Annotated in this window: 9 protein-coding genes; 3 read left to right on the top strand and 6 right to left on the bottom strand. The window is 44.7% G+C overall.

Annotated elements, in window-relative coordinates; all coding sequences use genetic code 11:
- Nucleotides 1-3: 3 nt before the first annotated feature.
- A complete protein-coding gene (locus D1164_RS15575) occupies nt 4-2058 on the bottom strand; it encodes a T9SS type A sorting domain-containing protein (protein WP_172594319.1) in 2055 nt (684 codons plus the stop codon).
- A gap of 302 nt (nt 2059-2360) precedes the next feature.
- Here D1164_RS15575 and D1164_RS15570 point away from each other — a divergent pair, with 302 nt between their 5' ends.
- From D1164_RS15570 to D1164_RS15560, 3 genes are all read left to right on the top strand, one after another.
- Nucleotides 2361-2750: a heme-binding domain-containing protein gene (locus D1164_RS15570; protein ID WP_119348395.1), complete on the top strand. Its 390-nt coding sequence runs from the start codon at nt 2361-2363 to the stop codon at nt 2748-2750.
- A gap of 193 nt (nt 2751-2943) precedes the next feature.
- Complete coding sequence (locus tag D1164_RS15565) at nt 2944-3414, top strand: heme-binding domain-containing protein (protein WP_119348394.1); 471 nt, start codon at nt 2944-2946, stop codon at nt 3412-3414.
- On the top strand, nt 3415-3828 hold the full coding sequence (locus D1164_RS15560; RefSeq protein ID WP_119348393.1) for a threonyl-tRNA synthetase editing domain-containing protein: 414 nt from the start codon (nt 3415-3417) through the stop codon (nt 3826-3828).
- Nucleotides 3829-4139: 311 nt separating this feature from the next.
- Here D1164_RS15560 and D1164_RS15555 read toward each other — a convergent pair whose 3' ends face one another.
- The 5 genes from D1164_RS15555 to D1164_RS15535 all read right to left on the bottom strand — a co-directional run bounded on the left by D1164_RS15555 (nt 4140) and on the right by D1164_RS15535 (nt 15923).
- Nucleotides 4140-7202 carry an FAD-dependent oxidoreductase gene (locus D1164_RS15555; RefSeq protein WP_119348392.1) on the bottom strand — a complete coding sequence of 1021 codons (3063 nt, stop codon included), beginning with the start codon at nt 7200-7202 and terminating at the stop codon, nt 4140-4142.
- A 53-nt stretch (nt 7203-7255) separates the two neighbouring features.
- Nucleotides 7256-8950, bottom strand: coding sequence for an FAD-dependent oxidoreductase (locus D1164_RS15550; RefSeq protein ID WP_119348391.1), 1695 nt, complete (start codon nt 8948-8950; stop codon nt 7256-7258).
- 38 nt (nt 8951-8988) lie between these two features.
- Entirely contained in the window at nt 8989-10695 is a 1707-nt protein-coding gene (locus tag D1164_RS15545; RefSeq protein ID WP_119348390.1) for an FAD-dependent oxidoreductase, read from the bottom strand.
- A 272-nt stretch (nt 10696-10967) separates the two neighbouring features.
- The gene (locus D1164_RS15540) at nt 10968-12665 is read right to left on the bottom strand and encodes a RagB/SusD family nutrient uptake outer membrane protein (RefSeq protein ID WP_119348389.1); all 1698 of its coding nucleotides are present in this window, start codon (nt 12663-12665) and stop codon (nt 10968-10970) included.
- Between the two features lie 12 nt (nt 12666-12677).
- On the bottom strand, nt 12678-15923 hold the full coding sequence (locus D1164_RS15535; RefSeq protein WP_172594318.1) for a TonB-dependent receptor: 3246 nt from the start codon (nt 15921-15923) through the stop codon (nt 12678-12680).
- Between the last annotated feature and the right edge of the window lie 141 nt (nt 15924-16064).

The following is a 16064-nucleotide window of genomic DNA, read 5'->3' as shown; positions in this document are numbered from 1 at the left end:
TTTTTACCAGGGCATATAGGTAACCTTTTTCGACACCATTCCCTCCCCGGTTTTTAAGCGGACAAAGTAAACGCCCGGAATGTTACCCGACAAATCAATTTGAATTTTTTTATTCCGGTGGTTTCCCAGTTTCGCCTGAACCTCCTGCCCAATAAGATTGAATACGCGGATATTTTCGGGATCGATTTCCTGCCCGGCTTCAAAGGTAAAACCGGAGTGGGCCGGGTTGGGATAAATCAGCGCATCTGTCGGGTTATTTACCAATGGCGTATCGTTGGCCAGTGCATCCACGTTGCAGGCAATCAGTTCAAATGCATTTGCGATGCAATAGTTGTCATTGTTGGATGTCTGGAAATTGTACCATTCGTTATTTTGTTTGAACCAGAAAAAGTTTTCCTTTTCGGGTTGCCGTAATGATTGATACACCACAAAAGTATCCTGAGGAGCCAGGTTGCTTAACTCAAATCCCACAAAAAAGGTATCGGCAGGCTCCACCATTTCGGAGAACCCGATAAAATTCATGGCATCGGAAACAAGGCTGTTTATTTTAACTGTTTCTGAATGGATAACTGTACCAGGAGAATTTCCATTGTAAACAGTTACCGTAATTTCACTGTCGGTGCCGCCCGAGAGTATTACTTTTCCAACTCCAAGGGATACACCGTAGAACTGTTCATTTCCCGGGATGGAAAACCGTTCGGCAAACCCGGTAATTCCAATGTTGTTGGTTCCACCCCAGTATCCGGCAAACTGATTTTCGTTTTGCAGGACAATATTTTCATGTTCATCAAAATCCTCCAGGTTGGTAAAAGCCATGCACAGTTCTTCGTCGGTATAAAACCTCTTCCCTTGCAAAATAGTAGCGCCGGAATTAAGTGGGTCGAGCCAGTGTTTTAACTGTTTGGAAATATCAGCCCGAAATTCCCAGGCCATTTCAAAACGCGAGAAATAGTCGTTCCGGGGATCGCTGCAAAGGGCGGACCCGCCGGTAAGGGTTCCGATCAGGTTTTGGTCGGGATTGAATAATGGCCCGCCTGAAGAGCCATGTTCAGTGACACCGCCATCCCATCGTAAAATGCGTATAAACCCTTTGGGTGTGTAGTCAGAAAGAAAATTGGAATAAACAGGCGAATCACTGTCGTAAGCAATTTTTTTAATGTCGCCCTGCGGATGGTGGATACTGGTAGAAGAATCGGGTAAAACCTGACGGTTATCCCATCCGGCATAGTAAGGCCGATATTCAGGAGGAGGAACCAGGCTTAGTTCTACCAGGGCAAAATCGAGGCTGTCGGAAATGGCCCGCAGCACAGCGTTCGATACCGAATTCCCCGGATCGCCATCCAGCGGGGCACAGTAAGGACTTTCGTAATTAAACGTAAAAACGGATGTTTCGGCAAATTGGGCCTTCTCAATACAATGGGCGGCTGTAATAACATACGGTTTTTGATCTTCGGCCGTATTGTTTATCAGCGTACCTGTACAAATCTCTGCTTTGTTGTTTTTTGTGGTTATTATCCGGCAAACGGCATCTTTGGGATCTTCCCAGTCGCTTCCTGCTTCACAATGGATATCGATATTGCATTCACCCGCTGCGGTCCCCAATGGGCGCCGGTCGCTAAATTTTAAAATTCCTATAAAATCGTGGTTTACATTGGAAATGACAAAATCATTTTTACCGTTGTGGCCGGCCGGCACTTCATACTGAACAACCAGTTCATCGCCAGCCAGGGGCGCCACGGCAAATTTTCCCGAGGCCTTGTTGTTGATTGAAGTAAATGCCCCAAGGTGTTTCCCTTCTTTTTCGCTGAAAAGGAACAGCCGGGCATTGTACGGGAGTTTAAACCGATCAAAAATCAGTTGTATAGAAAAGGCATCTTTTGAACGGATTTTCAATTGCCAAATGTCAAATCCATCGATATTGTTTGTCCATAAACCATCTGTTTCGGGCGAAAGATGTACCTGAAACGTATGGGCAAACTGAAAGGCTTTCAGTCTGTTTCCCTGCTGGCGCTGTTCAGCTGCCTGTTGCTGCAACGCTTTGTTGTTCAACTCTGGCATTGTTTTTACAGGGATTCCACGGCTTTTTAGTATCGGAACTTTGAGGGGGGTGCCCCCACTTGAAACCTGACCTGTTACAACACAGGTTGTTGAAAACAGGAAAAACACTGTCAAAAAAAACCAACGCATCCTTTCTTATACTTTTTCGCCAAAGTTAATATTTAAAATCAGAGAGCACTTTTATCGGTTTTAAAATTCACCCCATGAAGGAAAATGGAGTCAACTTTCCGGCCTCTATTGTGTTTTTTTAAATTATACCGTATATTAAACAAAAATTATCTTCACTTAAAACGAAATGAATTATGAAAGTATTATTCCCCGTTTTTTTGATTGCAACAGTTTTTTCCGGCATTCTTATTCTGAATACATCTTTTAGAACAGTTTCTGATAAGAGTAAAACGACAATGCCCAAGGAGGTGAATGCCATTATCGATCAGTCGTGCTTTGGATGTCACAATACTGATTCGCAGAACGAGGATGCCCGGGAAGAACTTGATTTTAAAACGCTTGATGACTTACAGAAAGTTCGTAAAATCACAAAATTGAAAGATATTGCCAAGGTGGTGGAAGAAGGGGATATGCCGCCTAAAAAATTCCTGGAAAAAAGACCGGAAAAAAAACTTACGGAAGAGCAGATTAAAATTTTAACAGAGTGGGCTGAAAAAGAAGCTAAAAAGCTTATTGGGAGCTAATTGTTAAGTTCTTAATGCGTTACAAAATCATTTCCCGTTAGGGGAACCACTATCGTTGGCCTTTTTTGTGTGTGCGGGGAGTGTTATGATTTTCCGGGAGGCCATTGAAATGAGCTTGTGCACTTTATCGGATACCCATTAAAATATCTGATAAAATGAGATAAATATTTTTAGAAATAACAATCCAAATGAGATGAAAAAAATTCTGCGCATCGTTATTATTCTGTTTATCACAGCTCTTGTTGTAATCCAGTTTTTTCAACCGGAGAAAAACCAGGGAGAAATGACAGGGGATCATCTTTTCGAAGTAACCGATGTTCCGGAAGATATCAAAACGCTGCTGAAAACTTCCTGTCTCGATTGCCATTCCAATCAAACCAAGTACAGGTGGTACAATCACATTGCTCCGGCTTCATGGCTTGTAAACAGCCATGTTGTGAACGGCAAGGAGGAATTAAACTTATCGGAATGGGGCAATATGGATGTGTTGGAGAAGATATCTGCCCTGGACAAAATGTGTGAAGAGGTGGAGGACGGGAAAATGCCTCTCAAGTCATACAAGCTAATGTATCCCGGTGCAAGATTGTCGGAAGAACAGAAGGCTTTGTTGTGTGAATGGACCGGAAAACTGAGTGAAGAATTGCTTACAGAAATGGAGGAATAGATGAAGGTTCTTGTGATGTATGTGGATGAATTCAGTTACACTCCTGCGCAGAAAAACCTGGATTCGGCAGAAGAAATAACAGAAGGGGCCAGCTTTACAGATTCTGTTCTGGCATTTATCCAGATAGAAAAGACAGATGAAGATAACGATGTAAAAAGCCGGGAGAAAAAGCTGGTAAACCATCTGAAGTGGACCGCCCGCAAAAACAACTGCACAAAAATAATTCTGCATTCGTTTGCGCATCTTTCCGATTCCAAAGCCTCCGTGGAATTTACCAGGGAGGTTTTCGATTTGGCAGAAAAGCGGTTGCAAAACGGCGGATACACTACAGCACAAACACCTTTCGGTTATTTTCTTGATTTGCAACTGAAGGCGTCCGGCCACTCACTGGCCCGGATTTGGGCTACGCTCTGATGATATATTCGAAGGGCTGAACCCACTTCGGGGTTCTTATCATATCCACTTTATTACCACGGGTTTTACCCATGGCTATTATTATTTAATCCCTTTCGGGATAAAGAAGTGTCCGAAGGACATAAATTAAAATAGCCCCATGCGAAGCTCGGGGAAGGCAATGCGGGGTAAAGACGAAACCCCAAAGTGGGTTGAATTACTGATAATTAGCTAATATCAACTCTTGATTCGCCAGATATATTATTGTCTCTTCCAGCGGAACAATAAATCCCTGTAATTTTATTTTGAGTACGCTGTTTTGAACGAGTAGTTTATAACTCTATTTCTTTTTCCTTTTGTCCTGAAAATAGCTGAAGAACTCCATTGGCATGGCGGAAATAATGTCCGCGCAGGTCTTTGGAGTAATCGTTCAGAATCTGGTTCCCTACACCATTGTAGTCGCCACATTTGTATAGCGCACGGCCCAATATTAGTTCCCGCAATGAATTGTTTCGGGTTGAAACATCGTTTTTATGGGCGGGAGTGCGTTCTTTCGCTGTTTTGATATCAGGCATTGTATGTCCCCGTACACCGGGCAATTCCAGTATTTTGAAAAGCGGTTCAGCTCCTTTGGGATCGCCAATGGTTTCCAGGGCAATGGCAACAGCCCTGAAGTGTGAGAAGTGGCTTTCGGGTGTTAGCTTTTCTGCCAGGCGAATGATGGATGGAAGTGCCTCTGTTCTTCCCGTCCTTCCGGTAGCGATAATCAGGCTGTCGAGGTAGCTGATACTCTTTCCGAACTGGCCCATGCCGGTGAAATTCCAGCCTTCATCCCAATCGTCGTAGCTATCAAGGGCGGCAATCAGTTCCTGCCAGCCGTCCTGTTCCCCCAGCATGCCGAGAATGCGCGCATAAACAAGTTTGTGTTCTTCGTTTTGAGACAAATGAAATTTATCCGTTAATGCCGTAATTCCTCTTTCTTTATCCCATAAAATAATTTCCAGCCCTTCCAGGTCATTCACCACTGTTTGGGCAGCCTGCTGAATTTTTTCGTAGGGCGGTGGAAAATTGTCCACGTCAGTAAGCACATGCTCCGGCAAACTTTCAATTTGTACCAGCTCTTTTTGCAGCGCTTTTACATCAACGTACCGGATTTTTTGGTTGTTAAATTTTGCCCATGCGGCAGCCATTCCTACGGCATATCCCTGGTTTTGCAAGCAGGGCTGCATGCGGATAACCGGCATGGCATCCCGGTGGGCGCTTGCCCCCAGTCCCGTAACAGCAATCCCTTCCAGTCCTTTGGGAAGAAGTGCCCTGAAGGGGACAAATGCCAGAACATCCACTCCGCTGTGAGCCGGAGGTTTTAACGAGAAGAACGGATCCTCGGTAAACCCATGCGTGTCGAACGAGCTAAGATGTGCCGAAATGGTATCAGGATATGTTCGGTGGTTGTAAACATCAAGCACGCCCACTGTGAAATCGCCCACCATTCGCCGGCGCTCGCGGGTTTGTGGTATCTTTCCGATGTCGTATTGTTCTTTGAATTTATCTTTGGCCACAATAAATGCCCGCCACACATCCAGCATGTCGGAGTCGCTGATGAATGTCCAGTCGGTGTTATTATAAAAATCGTCGGGATTTTTAAAGGGTAAACCTGCCCCCTGCACTGCCACTGAAAGTCCGTCGGTATAGCTATATTCTGCTCCTGCCGCAATGGCAATATCCGCACTTCCGGTCGAATCGATCACCGTGTGGGCAAGCACCACCCCTTTGCCTTCCGGGGTTGCCACCACTACACCTTTCACCTGTCCGTTTTCCACATAGGCTCCACTGCCCAGCACCCCAAACCAGATATCGCCACCTGCATTACGGATTTCTTTCCGGAAATATTCTGTTTTCCAGTCGAAAACCCATTCGCCGAGTGACTTCTTTTTTCGGGGATTATCCGGGTCTATATTTTTAACACCGAGATCTACAATGTTGGTGTACCCTTTCCGGTACCCGTGGTAATATTTTCCGATCATGCCCAGGGTTCCCATGCCCCCCATTCCGTGCATGTAGTCGAGCACCAATGTTTTTGCTCCCTGTTGAGATGCGCCAACTGCCGCGGGAGCGCCGGCTGTTCCGCCGCCCATTACTACTACATCGTAAGTGCCCAAAACAGGCAAGGTTGTCTCTTCGGCAACCACTTCGTCCAGGTTCAGTGACGGGCGTAGTCCTTCCAAAATCTCGCCCACATCACCAGGCAGTATATTTTGTTGGTTGATGCCTTTTATTTTAGCCGATTGTATTTTGGTTAACGTGCTGGCAATCGTTGCGGCCTCTTTCCCAATCCGTTCTCCAATCCGGATAAGTTTGCCCGGCTGGAGCAAGGTTTCTGCTGCTGCATCGCTCAAATTAGCGCTTCCGCTCAACACAAAAATGTTTTCTGGCTTTCGTGGCTGAAAAACTTTCAGGTTGATGTTTTCCAAATCTACGCTGGCATTGTTCCACCTTTTTTGCCCCACCATTTTGTCCGGTGGATTTTGGAAAAGGAGATCTGCCGACTCTACCTGATCTGAGTCCCAGGTTAGGTCGCGGGCCATTTGCTCTGCTTCGGCAAACGAAGCCCAACTGCCGTCTTTCATGTCAATCTGAATGGTATACTCTATGGCATTGTAACGGATATCGGCATCGGAAAAACCACTCCCCTGTGTATTCCCTGTTGACACAAATTTTAGCTGCACCTGCTCGTCGTGAATTTTTCCGGTGAGTCCGGGCGTTTGCTTCAACTTGTTTCCCACAACGGTAAATTTGAAGGTTTGCTTTCCCGAAGGATAACTTCCGAACTGCGCTCCAGCCATTCGGGCCACCAAAGCCCGCGGGGTAGCGTCGATAATTGTTTTTGCAAAGATGGCCTGTCTTCCGGAACGGTTGGAGATGACAACTCCGGCAGGTTGGTCATTCTTATCGTTCAGAATATCGGTTACATAACTGGAATAAAGGAAGTCGACATTGTTATTAATCAGTTCATTGTCGAGAGTACGTTTTACATGCATCGGGGTGGGCAGGCCTTCTCCGAAAATTTTCTTGCCCAGTTCGGTATTTAAAATGCTTTGATCGCTCGTCCACAAACGGTATGTTCCGCAAATATCTTCACCGAGGTAAGGTTCCTGGGCGACGAGGAAAACTTTTGCCCCGTTCTGTGCGGCATCTGTCGCTGCTGCCACGGCTGCCAGCGATCCGCCGATAACAACTACATCTACGTTGTAAGCCACCGGTATTTTTCGTTCCGACTGGTAGCAATATTTTTTTTCGTCCGGATTCGAGGAGTAGTTAAAAGCAAATGCCCCCGGGGTCAGCAAAAATGCTGACCCGGCTGCCGCGGTTTTTACAAAGTTTCGTCGTTTCATCATTATGGTTTTATATTTTTTCGCAAATCAGAACCGGGTCTGATTTTATTTGCCCGTTATTGAATGATATTTTCCAGGGTTAATACCTGTCCTTTATGCAACAGCCGTTTTTTTAGTTTTTCGTACTCCACATCCTGAACAGCACTGTTTTTGTCGATAGCCATGCAGGCAGCTACTGCCGCCGACTGGCCAAGAATCATAAATACCGGTTCCATCCGAATGGAGCCAAAAGCAATGTGGCTGGCAGATGCACAGACCGGAACCAGCAGGTTCTGGCACTCTTCTTTTTTAGGGACCAGGGCGCCATAGGCAATTTCGTAGGGACCGGGTAGTGAAACACCGATATCGCCTTCATTATGAACGTGTCCGTTTTCATCTACATATCGTTGCACATTGTGGGAATCAATGGTGTAGGAACCCATCCCTACCGATTGGGGAGTGGGAGTGCGCTTCAGCAACTCGTTTTCTGTCATCACAAATTTGCCAATCATTCGCCGGGCTTCACGTACATAGATTTGATGAGGCCAATGCCCGTTGTCTGTAAACTCATCTTTTGGCAGGCCCCATTTTTTCATTTCTGTCTGAATGTCTTCGGGAACCCGCTTGTCGTTAGCTACAAACCAAAGGAGTCCCTTTTGGTAAGTTTCATGTTCTTTGATGATTTCCCTGCGGCGTTCGTAGCTGGCTTCGGGGTAATCGTAATTCATTCCGATATTGTCGCTGCTAAAAGGGCCGTGGTTGTTGGTGTCGGTTTTCCGGTTGGGAATGGCGTCGAACTTCCCGAACCATTCGCGCCAGCCGGCATCAAAAATACGCACCAACAATTCATACTGGGTGGAATCGTAGCCTTCAGGTTTGGGAAAAGGGATGCGGTTTTCAGGATGGTTGGTCATGCATACCCTGAAACAGTATGCCTGTATCCGGTTATCGCCTTCGCCTTTTTCTCCCGGTGGGTCGGGGCTAATGCGTGGTAGCAGTCCGCTTACCGGATTCCCCGGCTCCCAATAGGGGTCGATAGGCTGGGCAAGTACTTTAAAATGGTGCCGGTGGTGGTAAACCCCTGTTTGTACTCCGTTCCACTCTTCCCCGTAAACATTGGTGCCTTCGCGGCCCACGTGGTAACTAACCCCGGCCGAAGCCAGCAAATCGCCTTCGTAAGTGGCATCCATAAACATTTTTCCCTGGAATGTTTTGCCGGAAAGTGTGGTGATAGAAGTAATCTTTCCATCGGTCTTTTTTACTCCGTTTTTCCGGTCGAGCCATTCATCACGATACAATTCAATGTTATTTTCCTGAATCAGCTCTTCAAAAACCTGTTCGGCAATGTGCGGCTCAAAAATCCACATAGTACGCATGTCCCCGTCAATGGCAGGAGTTCCCTGGCCGGTATTCCCGTATTCTTCCTTTTGCATCCATTTCCAGGCCTCGTCCTGTTGGTAATGGTTGTACACGCGGTGGTAAAAATTTCGGGCCAGCCCGCCAATGGTCTCTTTTTTGCCGGTGTCAGTCCAACCCAGTCCACCTGCGGTCAGTCCTCCCAAATGAATGTCGGGAGAAACGACAATGACGGATTTGCCCGATTGAGCCACCTCAACTGCGGCGATAACAGCAGCCGATGTGCCTCCGTAAATAACTACGTCGGCCTCAAAAGTATGGGCGGGCTGATTTTTACATCCCTGGAATATGAATAGTATAAAAAGGAGTCCCAGGAATGTTGTTGCCCCAAACAGGTATTTATGATTCGACTTCATTTTATTTCGTTTTAGTAAGTATTGAAAGAAACTTTATCTCATTCGTGTGCCAGAATTTGTTTGTCTTCCAGCAAACGGCTTTTCAGAATGTTGTAGTCCAGTGCATGTACATCTGTTTTGTTTTCGATGGCCAAAGCCGCTGCAGTGGCTGCCGACTGGCCCAAAATCATAAAGACAGGTTCCATACGAATGGAGCCGAAAGCAATGTGGGTCGAACTTACGCAAACAGGTACCAGCAGGTTGTTGCATTCTTCTTTTTTGGGAATGATGGAACGGTAGCTGATAGGGTAGGGTGAAAATCCATGTGCTTCCACGTTGCCTTCGTTCTGGACATAACCATTGGCATCTACATAGCGTTGCACCTGGTGCGAATCCATTCCGTAGGCTGCCAGGCTAACCGGATCTTCAGCCACATCCAATCCTTCGCAGTGGCGTTGGGTCATTACATAATCGCTAATCATCCGGCGTGCTTCGCGGATATACAACTGCTGCTGCCAACCGTCTTCCCGTTCGTACTCATCTTTGCAGGTTCCCCATTTCGAAACGGCGTCTCTTACTTTCTCCGGAATACGCGGATGGTAGGCCAGGGTCCACATTAATCCCTGCTGGTACGACCGGTGCCGTTCGATAATTTTTTCACGTTCTTCATAGCTGCCTTCCGGATAATCCCAGTTCTGCCCGATAAAATCGGTAGAGAAACCCTTCTGGTTGTTGGTGTCGGTTTTCCGGTTAGGCATCGCTGAATTTATCCAGGGAACCAGTGGATCGCCGTAATGGTACATTTCTTCAATCGGCCCTTCGGCAGCTTCATAATTCCGGAAAAGGAGTTCATATTCCAGTTCGTTGTACCCAACAGGCTTTTTAAAAGGAATGCGGTTGTCCGGATGGTCGGTCAGGGTCATACGGAAACAGTAGGCCTGAATACCTTTGTCGCCACGCCCGTCAATACCGGGGCCACCTTCAACAATAAACGGCAATAATCCGCTCGAAGGATCGCCTTGTACAACGTAGGGATCAACGCCATCAATAAAATTGTGGTGAATGCTGTTGAGTGAAACGCCCCTTTTGAGGGTTATGCCAATATCATTGGCCTGAACCCCATTCAATGTTTCGCCATATTCCTTGTTTGATTCACGGCCGTAGGTGTAACTAACACCGGCAGTTGCCATTAAGTCACCCTCGTAAGTGGCGTCGATAAACATTTTTCCACGGTATTTCTGTCCGCCTTCCATTTCAATTTCCACAATCTTTTTTGCCTGTTTCTTTACACCGTTTTTTCGGTTCAGCCGTTGCTCATAGACCACATCGATTTTTTCGGCTGCCATCATTTTTTCATATACTTTTAATGCAACTGACGGTTCAAAAGTCCACATCGCATCTTCTCCTTTTTTGTTTCTGCTTTGTCGGTATTCTTCCGGTTTCTGCCATTTCCAGTTTTCCGGTTTTTCGTAATACCTTTTAATATTCTGGTAAAACTCACGGGAAATTCCGCCAACGGCCTGTTTGTTACCAATGTCAGTGGCTCCCAGCCCGCCGGTGGTTAATCCTCCGAGTCGTGTGGATGGTTCAATTACCACTACCGATTTCCCCATACGCGAACTTTGAATGGCTGCCGCAATCCCGGCAGAGGTTCCCCCGTAAATTACAATGTCGTACTCCTTTGTTTGACTTTGGGCATCGAATGGAAATATTGATGACACAATCAGTGCAAGAATAATTGTCAGAAATTTTTTTGTAGCAAACATAGTAATATCTTAATGGTTAATAATGATTACATTTTTTAGTATTTCTAGAATAAATTAGGAAAAGGGTATTATATCCAAACTCCCATTCATTAAATCCGAAATAAATGAAATTTTAATAAATAAAACAGTTAGAAAATTAAGCGGTTTAAACATTACTTAATGTTTGGCGCTAATATAACGGGTATAGTACTATTCTTCCTATTTTTTTGAGAACAAAAAGAAAAAAGTGGTTCCCTGGGTTTCGCCGGGGAACCACAATGAACTAAACTAAGCTAATCCCCGTATCCGGGATTTTGTGTCATTTCTGAATTTGTATCCATTTCAACATAAGGAATCGGCCATAAATAGTCGCGATTTTTATCAAAAGAGCGAATCTCCACCACGCGCATTTTAAAGTCTGCTGATTCTCCCTGCTGAGCTATCGGAATATTGTCGTAATACGATGTTCCGTGTTCGTCTACTCTTGGGGCAATAGCTGGATACGCTTTTTTCATACGACCCAGAACAGGCAGATTCATAACATTCTCTGCAATTTTCCACCTGCGGATATCGAAAAGACGGAGTCCTTCACAAGACAATTCATATTTTCTTTCGCGTCTTACTGCATACCTCAGTTCTGTTTGATCAGTGGTTGTAATTGGAGGCATCTCAACTGTTGGACGCTGTCTCACTTTGTTGATGGCATCAAGAACAGACTGGTCTATTTGACCGGCTTCAATTTTTGCTTCAGCGTAGTTAAGCAAGACTTCAGCATAGCGCATTACAATCATATTCAGCTCACTGTCGTTTACAGCATCTTTATCCAGGTTATCGGCATATTTTCGCCAGCCAATTCCGGTAAATGTGGCATAAGCGTGAGTGGCTTCCAGGTTGGGTATTCTTTGCGGCGGATCCACATTGTAATTCCAGCAATAAAGGCTGTCGCCGTGGGTTTCATACTGAAATCCCAAAAAGATAGAACCAGGCAATGAAAGCGTAAAATTTAACCTGGGGTCTCTGTTTGCAAATGGATTTTGCGGATCATACAATGGCGATTCATCAATCTGAAGTCCGTCAATACATTCCCACGTGTCAGCAGTTTGGTAACTTGGCTTCTTATTGGTATGTCCTTTTGCATTTCGGGTACCAAAGAAGCGAAACATAGAGTGCATCTGTTCTCCTTTCAGGAATTGAACAGAAAAAATTATTTCTTTTGAATCCTGCCCGGCATATTGGAAAAGATCCATATAGTTGTCATGTAAAAGTACTTCTGTGCCTTCCATGGCCATTACTTTTTGCGCAGCAGAAATAGCATCGCTCCAACGTTCATTATACAAAGCTATTCTTGATACGAGTGCCCACGCTGCTGCTTTTGAAGCTCTTCCCGATAAAGGATTGGTTTCTTGCGGCAAATCATTGGCGCATTCGTTCAATTCAGTAATCAGAAAGTCAGCGATGTCCGATTTTGTAGCTCTTGGAACATTAGACTCAGACAGAGATAAAGGAGTTGTTACCAATGGAACTCCACCCCAAAGTTCTATTAGATAATGGTAATAGAGTGCTCTAAGAAATCGGGCTTCTGCTTTGCTCTGTGCAAAAACCTGAGCCGGTATGTTTTCTTGTCCTCTTTCCATGTTTGTAATCAAATAATTGCATCTTGATATGCCTTGGTATAAATTTGTCCAAAGGCCTAACAAATCGGCATTTCTTGAATCAGCGTCACCACGCCCTGCTGCCTGAAGCGGAGAACCATTCCTGTCCCAGCCAATATCAGATACTTGATCGAAAACAGGAACAAATGGCATTGATTGTACTCGCGACCATAATATGTTGTAGCAACCGGCCACTGCCATCTTCAGCTCTGTTTCGTTAGATAAAAATGTGGCGTCAGATGGATTATTTAGCGGATATTTTTCCAGATAATCTTCGCATGATACCAACGCAAATGTTAGTAAAATGGTTAAAATGGAATATTTTATTTTTGATTTCATATTTTTTTACAATTAAAATTTGACATCAACACCAATACTGAAAGTTTTTACTTGTGGATAGTAACCTCCATTACCCACAGGAGCCTCAACATCGTATCCATCCCAGAAGTTTTCCAGGGTAAGCAGGTTTTGTCCACTCAGGTAAATACGAAGCTTTTCGGCTTTTATCCGGTTGGTTACACTTGCCGGCAAGGAATAGCCAACCTGCAGGTTTTTTAGCCGCATATAAGCCGCATTGCGCATCCAGAAACTTGATGTTTGTTCATTATTGGTTTCATTAAATGCAAAACGAGGGAATGTTGCATCCTTATTGTCAGGGGTCCAACGGTCTTTGTGTTGTTCCTGGATAGTACCTCCCATAAGAAATGGCATAATACCCTGATCGCGGATTATTCCATCAGCCTTTCCTACTCCCTGAAGAAAAATACCAATATCGAAATTCTTGTATTGGCCGTTAAACGTGAGACCAAACGTATAGCGGGGTATTGTTGCACCAATTATTTTATAATCACTGGCATTAATAATTGAGTCATTATTCTGGTCGATATATTTAATGTCGCCGGGTGCAATGGTACCATATTGTCTGGCATATTTATATGTCCCATCTTCATTAAAGTCTTCCTCTTCAATAAATCCATCAGCCTCCAAACCATATATGGAAAGCATGGGATATCCTTCGTGATTAACTGTTAGTCCGGTTTTGTTCACGCCTTTTAAGTCTAATACCTTATTTTTTACATCCGAAATGTTGATGCCAATTTCATATTTAAATTCGTTGTCCCAATTGCTGTAGTTCAAACCAAGGTCCCACCCTCTGTTTTCAACTTTTCCCGCGTTTTGTTCCGGGGCATCCATTCCAATAATCCTGGGAATATCAAGATCCAGAAGAATATCATCAGTTACTTTATAATAGTATTCGGCCACAATATTTAAGCGATCGAATAAAGTAAGATCCACGCCGAGATTGGAAGCTGTGGTCGTTTCCCACGAAATTTCGGTGTTGGCCAAACTGGTAATCCCTGCACCGCTGTTTACCTGCTTGTCGAAAACATATTTCAATCCAAGATTAACATCGGAAGAAAACGGGTAAAGTCCAATATCCTGGTTTCCTAATTGTCCCCATGAAGCTCGGATTTTTAGATTATTTATAATAGGACTAAGTGATTCAAAGAAATTTTCTTCTGATAATCTCCAGCCTGCTGAGAATGAGGGGAAAAATCCCCATTTCCGGCCGGTGACAAAGCGCGATGAACCATCTTGCCGGAAATTGGCTTCAAACAGGTATCGTCCTTTGAAATCGTAATTTACCCTCCCAAAGAATGACTGCAACGCCCATTCGCTGGCCGAACCGTAAGCTTTCTGGTTTTCTTCACCACCGGAATTCAGTACCGGATAATCAGGGAATGGAAAAACCTCCCGGTAGCCTCTTAGCGCATCGTTTCGGTAATCTTCCTGCTGATAACCCAAAAGTAATTTCACCGCGTGATCCTTAAATTCTTTGCTGAATGTCATCGTACTTCTCAGGTTATTGTGCAGACTACGGCTATGGCTTGTGTTGAGCGTACTTTTCTGGGGGGCTTTATAACTTTCCGAGCCATCCCATCTGTAGGTTTGAATGGCTTTAACAAAATCGGATACATTGGATTGCCAGTAGTTTGGAGAGTAGGCCAAATCCATAAAAAGCCAGTCAACGGGTTGGTATTTCAAAACAAGGTTCAGGGAAAACGAAGGAGCCTCCTGGGTATATAGCCCGCCGTCTTTTGTAAAAGCAATCGGGTTATCTCCATTCCAACCTTCGCCCCATTGCCCATTGGAAAGAACACCCCCCTGGTTTGCGGGTATGCGCCCCGACCAGTGGATTGCAGAGTTTGTTCCTCTTGAAGGTTCAACTAAATGAGATTGTTTAATGTGGGCATCAACCTGTGCTGAAAAGCTTTTGGTTAAATTAAGGTCGGTATTGATGCGTAACGTATATCGGTCGAAATTGGTATTTGACATGATACCGTTTTGATCCAGGTATCCGAGTGAGGCCAAAACCCTTACTTTCTCAGTTCCCCCGTTCATCGTTAAAAAGTGACTCTGCATTAACCCATTACCGGTTAAGACCTGGTCGTACCAGTCTGTGTCAGGATACCTATCCGGATTGGTTGCCATTCCCTGCCGGTATTCCTCAATATATTCCTCTGAATAAAGAGGGGATTTACCTACGTTTACATAGGCTTCATTAGTAAGCAGCATGTGGTCAATGGCTCCTACCATATTCGGAAGGAAGGTAGGTTGTTGTGTTCCCACATATCCGTTGTACGAAACAGACAGTTTGTCTTGCTGCCCCCTTTTTGTTGTTACCAGGATAACACCATTGGCAGCCCTTGAACCATAGATGGATGAAGATGCTGCATCTTTTAATATAGAGACGGATTCAATTAAAGTAGGATCGATGTTGTTAATTCCCATTTCTATCCCGTCAACAAGGATGAGAGGATTGCTGTTGCCCAGTGTTGTTTTTCCCCTGATGCTGATCGCTCCGCCATCGCGTCCGGGCTGACCACTGCGCTGAGTGACTACCACACCGGGAGCAACACCCTGTAATACCATGGAGGACTGAGCTACCTGGCGCCGGGCAAGAGCTTCCCCGTCAACTGTCGCAATGGCTCCGGTGAGATTTACTTTTCTTTGACTCCCGTAGCCGACTATAACTACTTCATCCACTCCCACTATATCTTCTTTCATCGTTACATTAATCGTCGATTGTTCTCCAATCTCAAGCTCCTGGGTTAAAAGACCTACGAAAGAAAATGCGAGGACATCGTTTGGTTGCTGAATTGTAATGGAATAACTTCCATTGACATCTGTAACCGTTCCGGAATTGGTTCCTTTGAGCATAACAGTTACACCCGGAATTGGCTCTCCCTGGGCTGTGGTGACTTTGCCTCTTACCGTTTGGGGCTGTTGCCCTTCGGCCGGAATAATCACAATGAGGTTATTTTCTGCAATTTTATAGGTGGTTTTCGAAAAATCGAAAAGTTGAGCCATGATTTCAGTAATCGTTTCGTTTTCAATGTTAAAGTCGACTTTGCGTTTCATATCCACAAAATCTTCGTTGTAAAAGAAACGAAACTCACTCTGTTTCTCAATGTCCCAAAATACCTCTTTTACTGTTTTGTTTTTGGATTTGATGGACAAGCGCGTTTGCGAATACACGCTTGCGGACATTTGCAAGACCAGAAATACGCTTAGAAAGAATGTTAGTTTCGTCATAAGTAAAACCTTTTTAATGCCTCGTTTACAAGGAAGAGACAGTTCCTTAAAAAAATTTTTCATATTTTTGAATCGTTAAGGTTTAAAATGTGTTGCCTCATAGTGCCAATATGAAGCAACATTATCTTTACACAAGATTTG

The organism is Mariniphaga sediminis (genome assembly GCF_003573545.1).
In the GTDB taxonomy this organism is placed as follows: domain Bacteria; phylum Bacteroidota; class Bacteroidia; order Bacteroidales; family Prolixibacteraceae; genus Mariniphaga; species Mariniphaga sediminis.
Note: the sequence above shows the minus strand (reverse complement) of the source record. Positions and strands in the feature narration are given on the sequence as shown.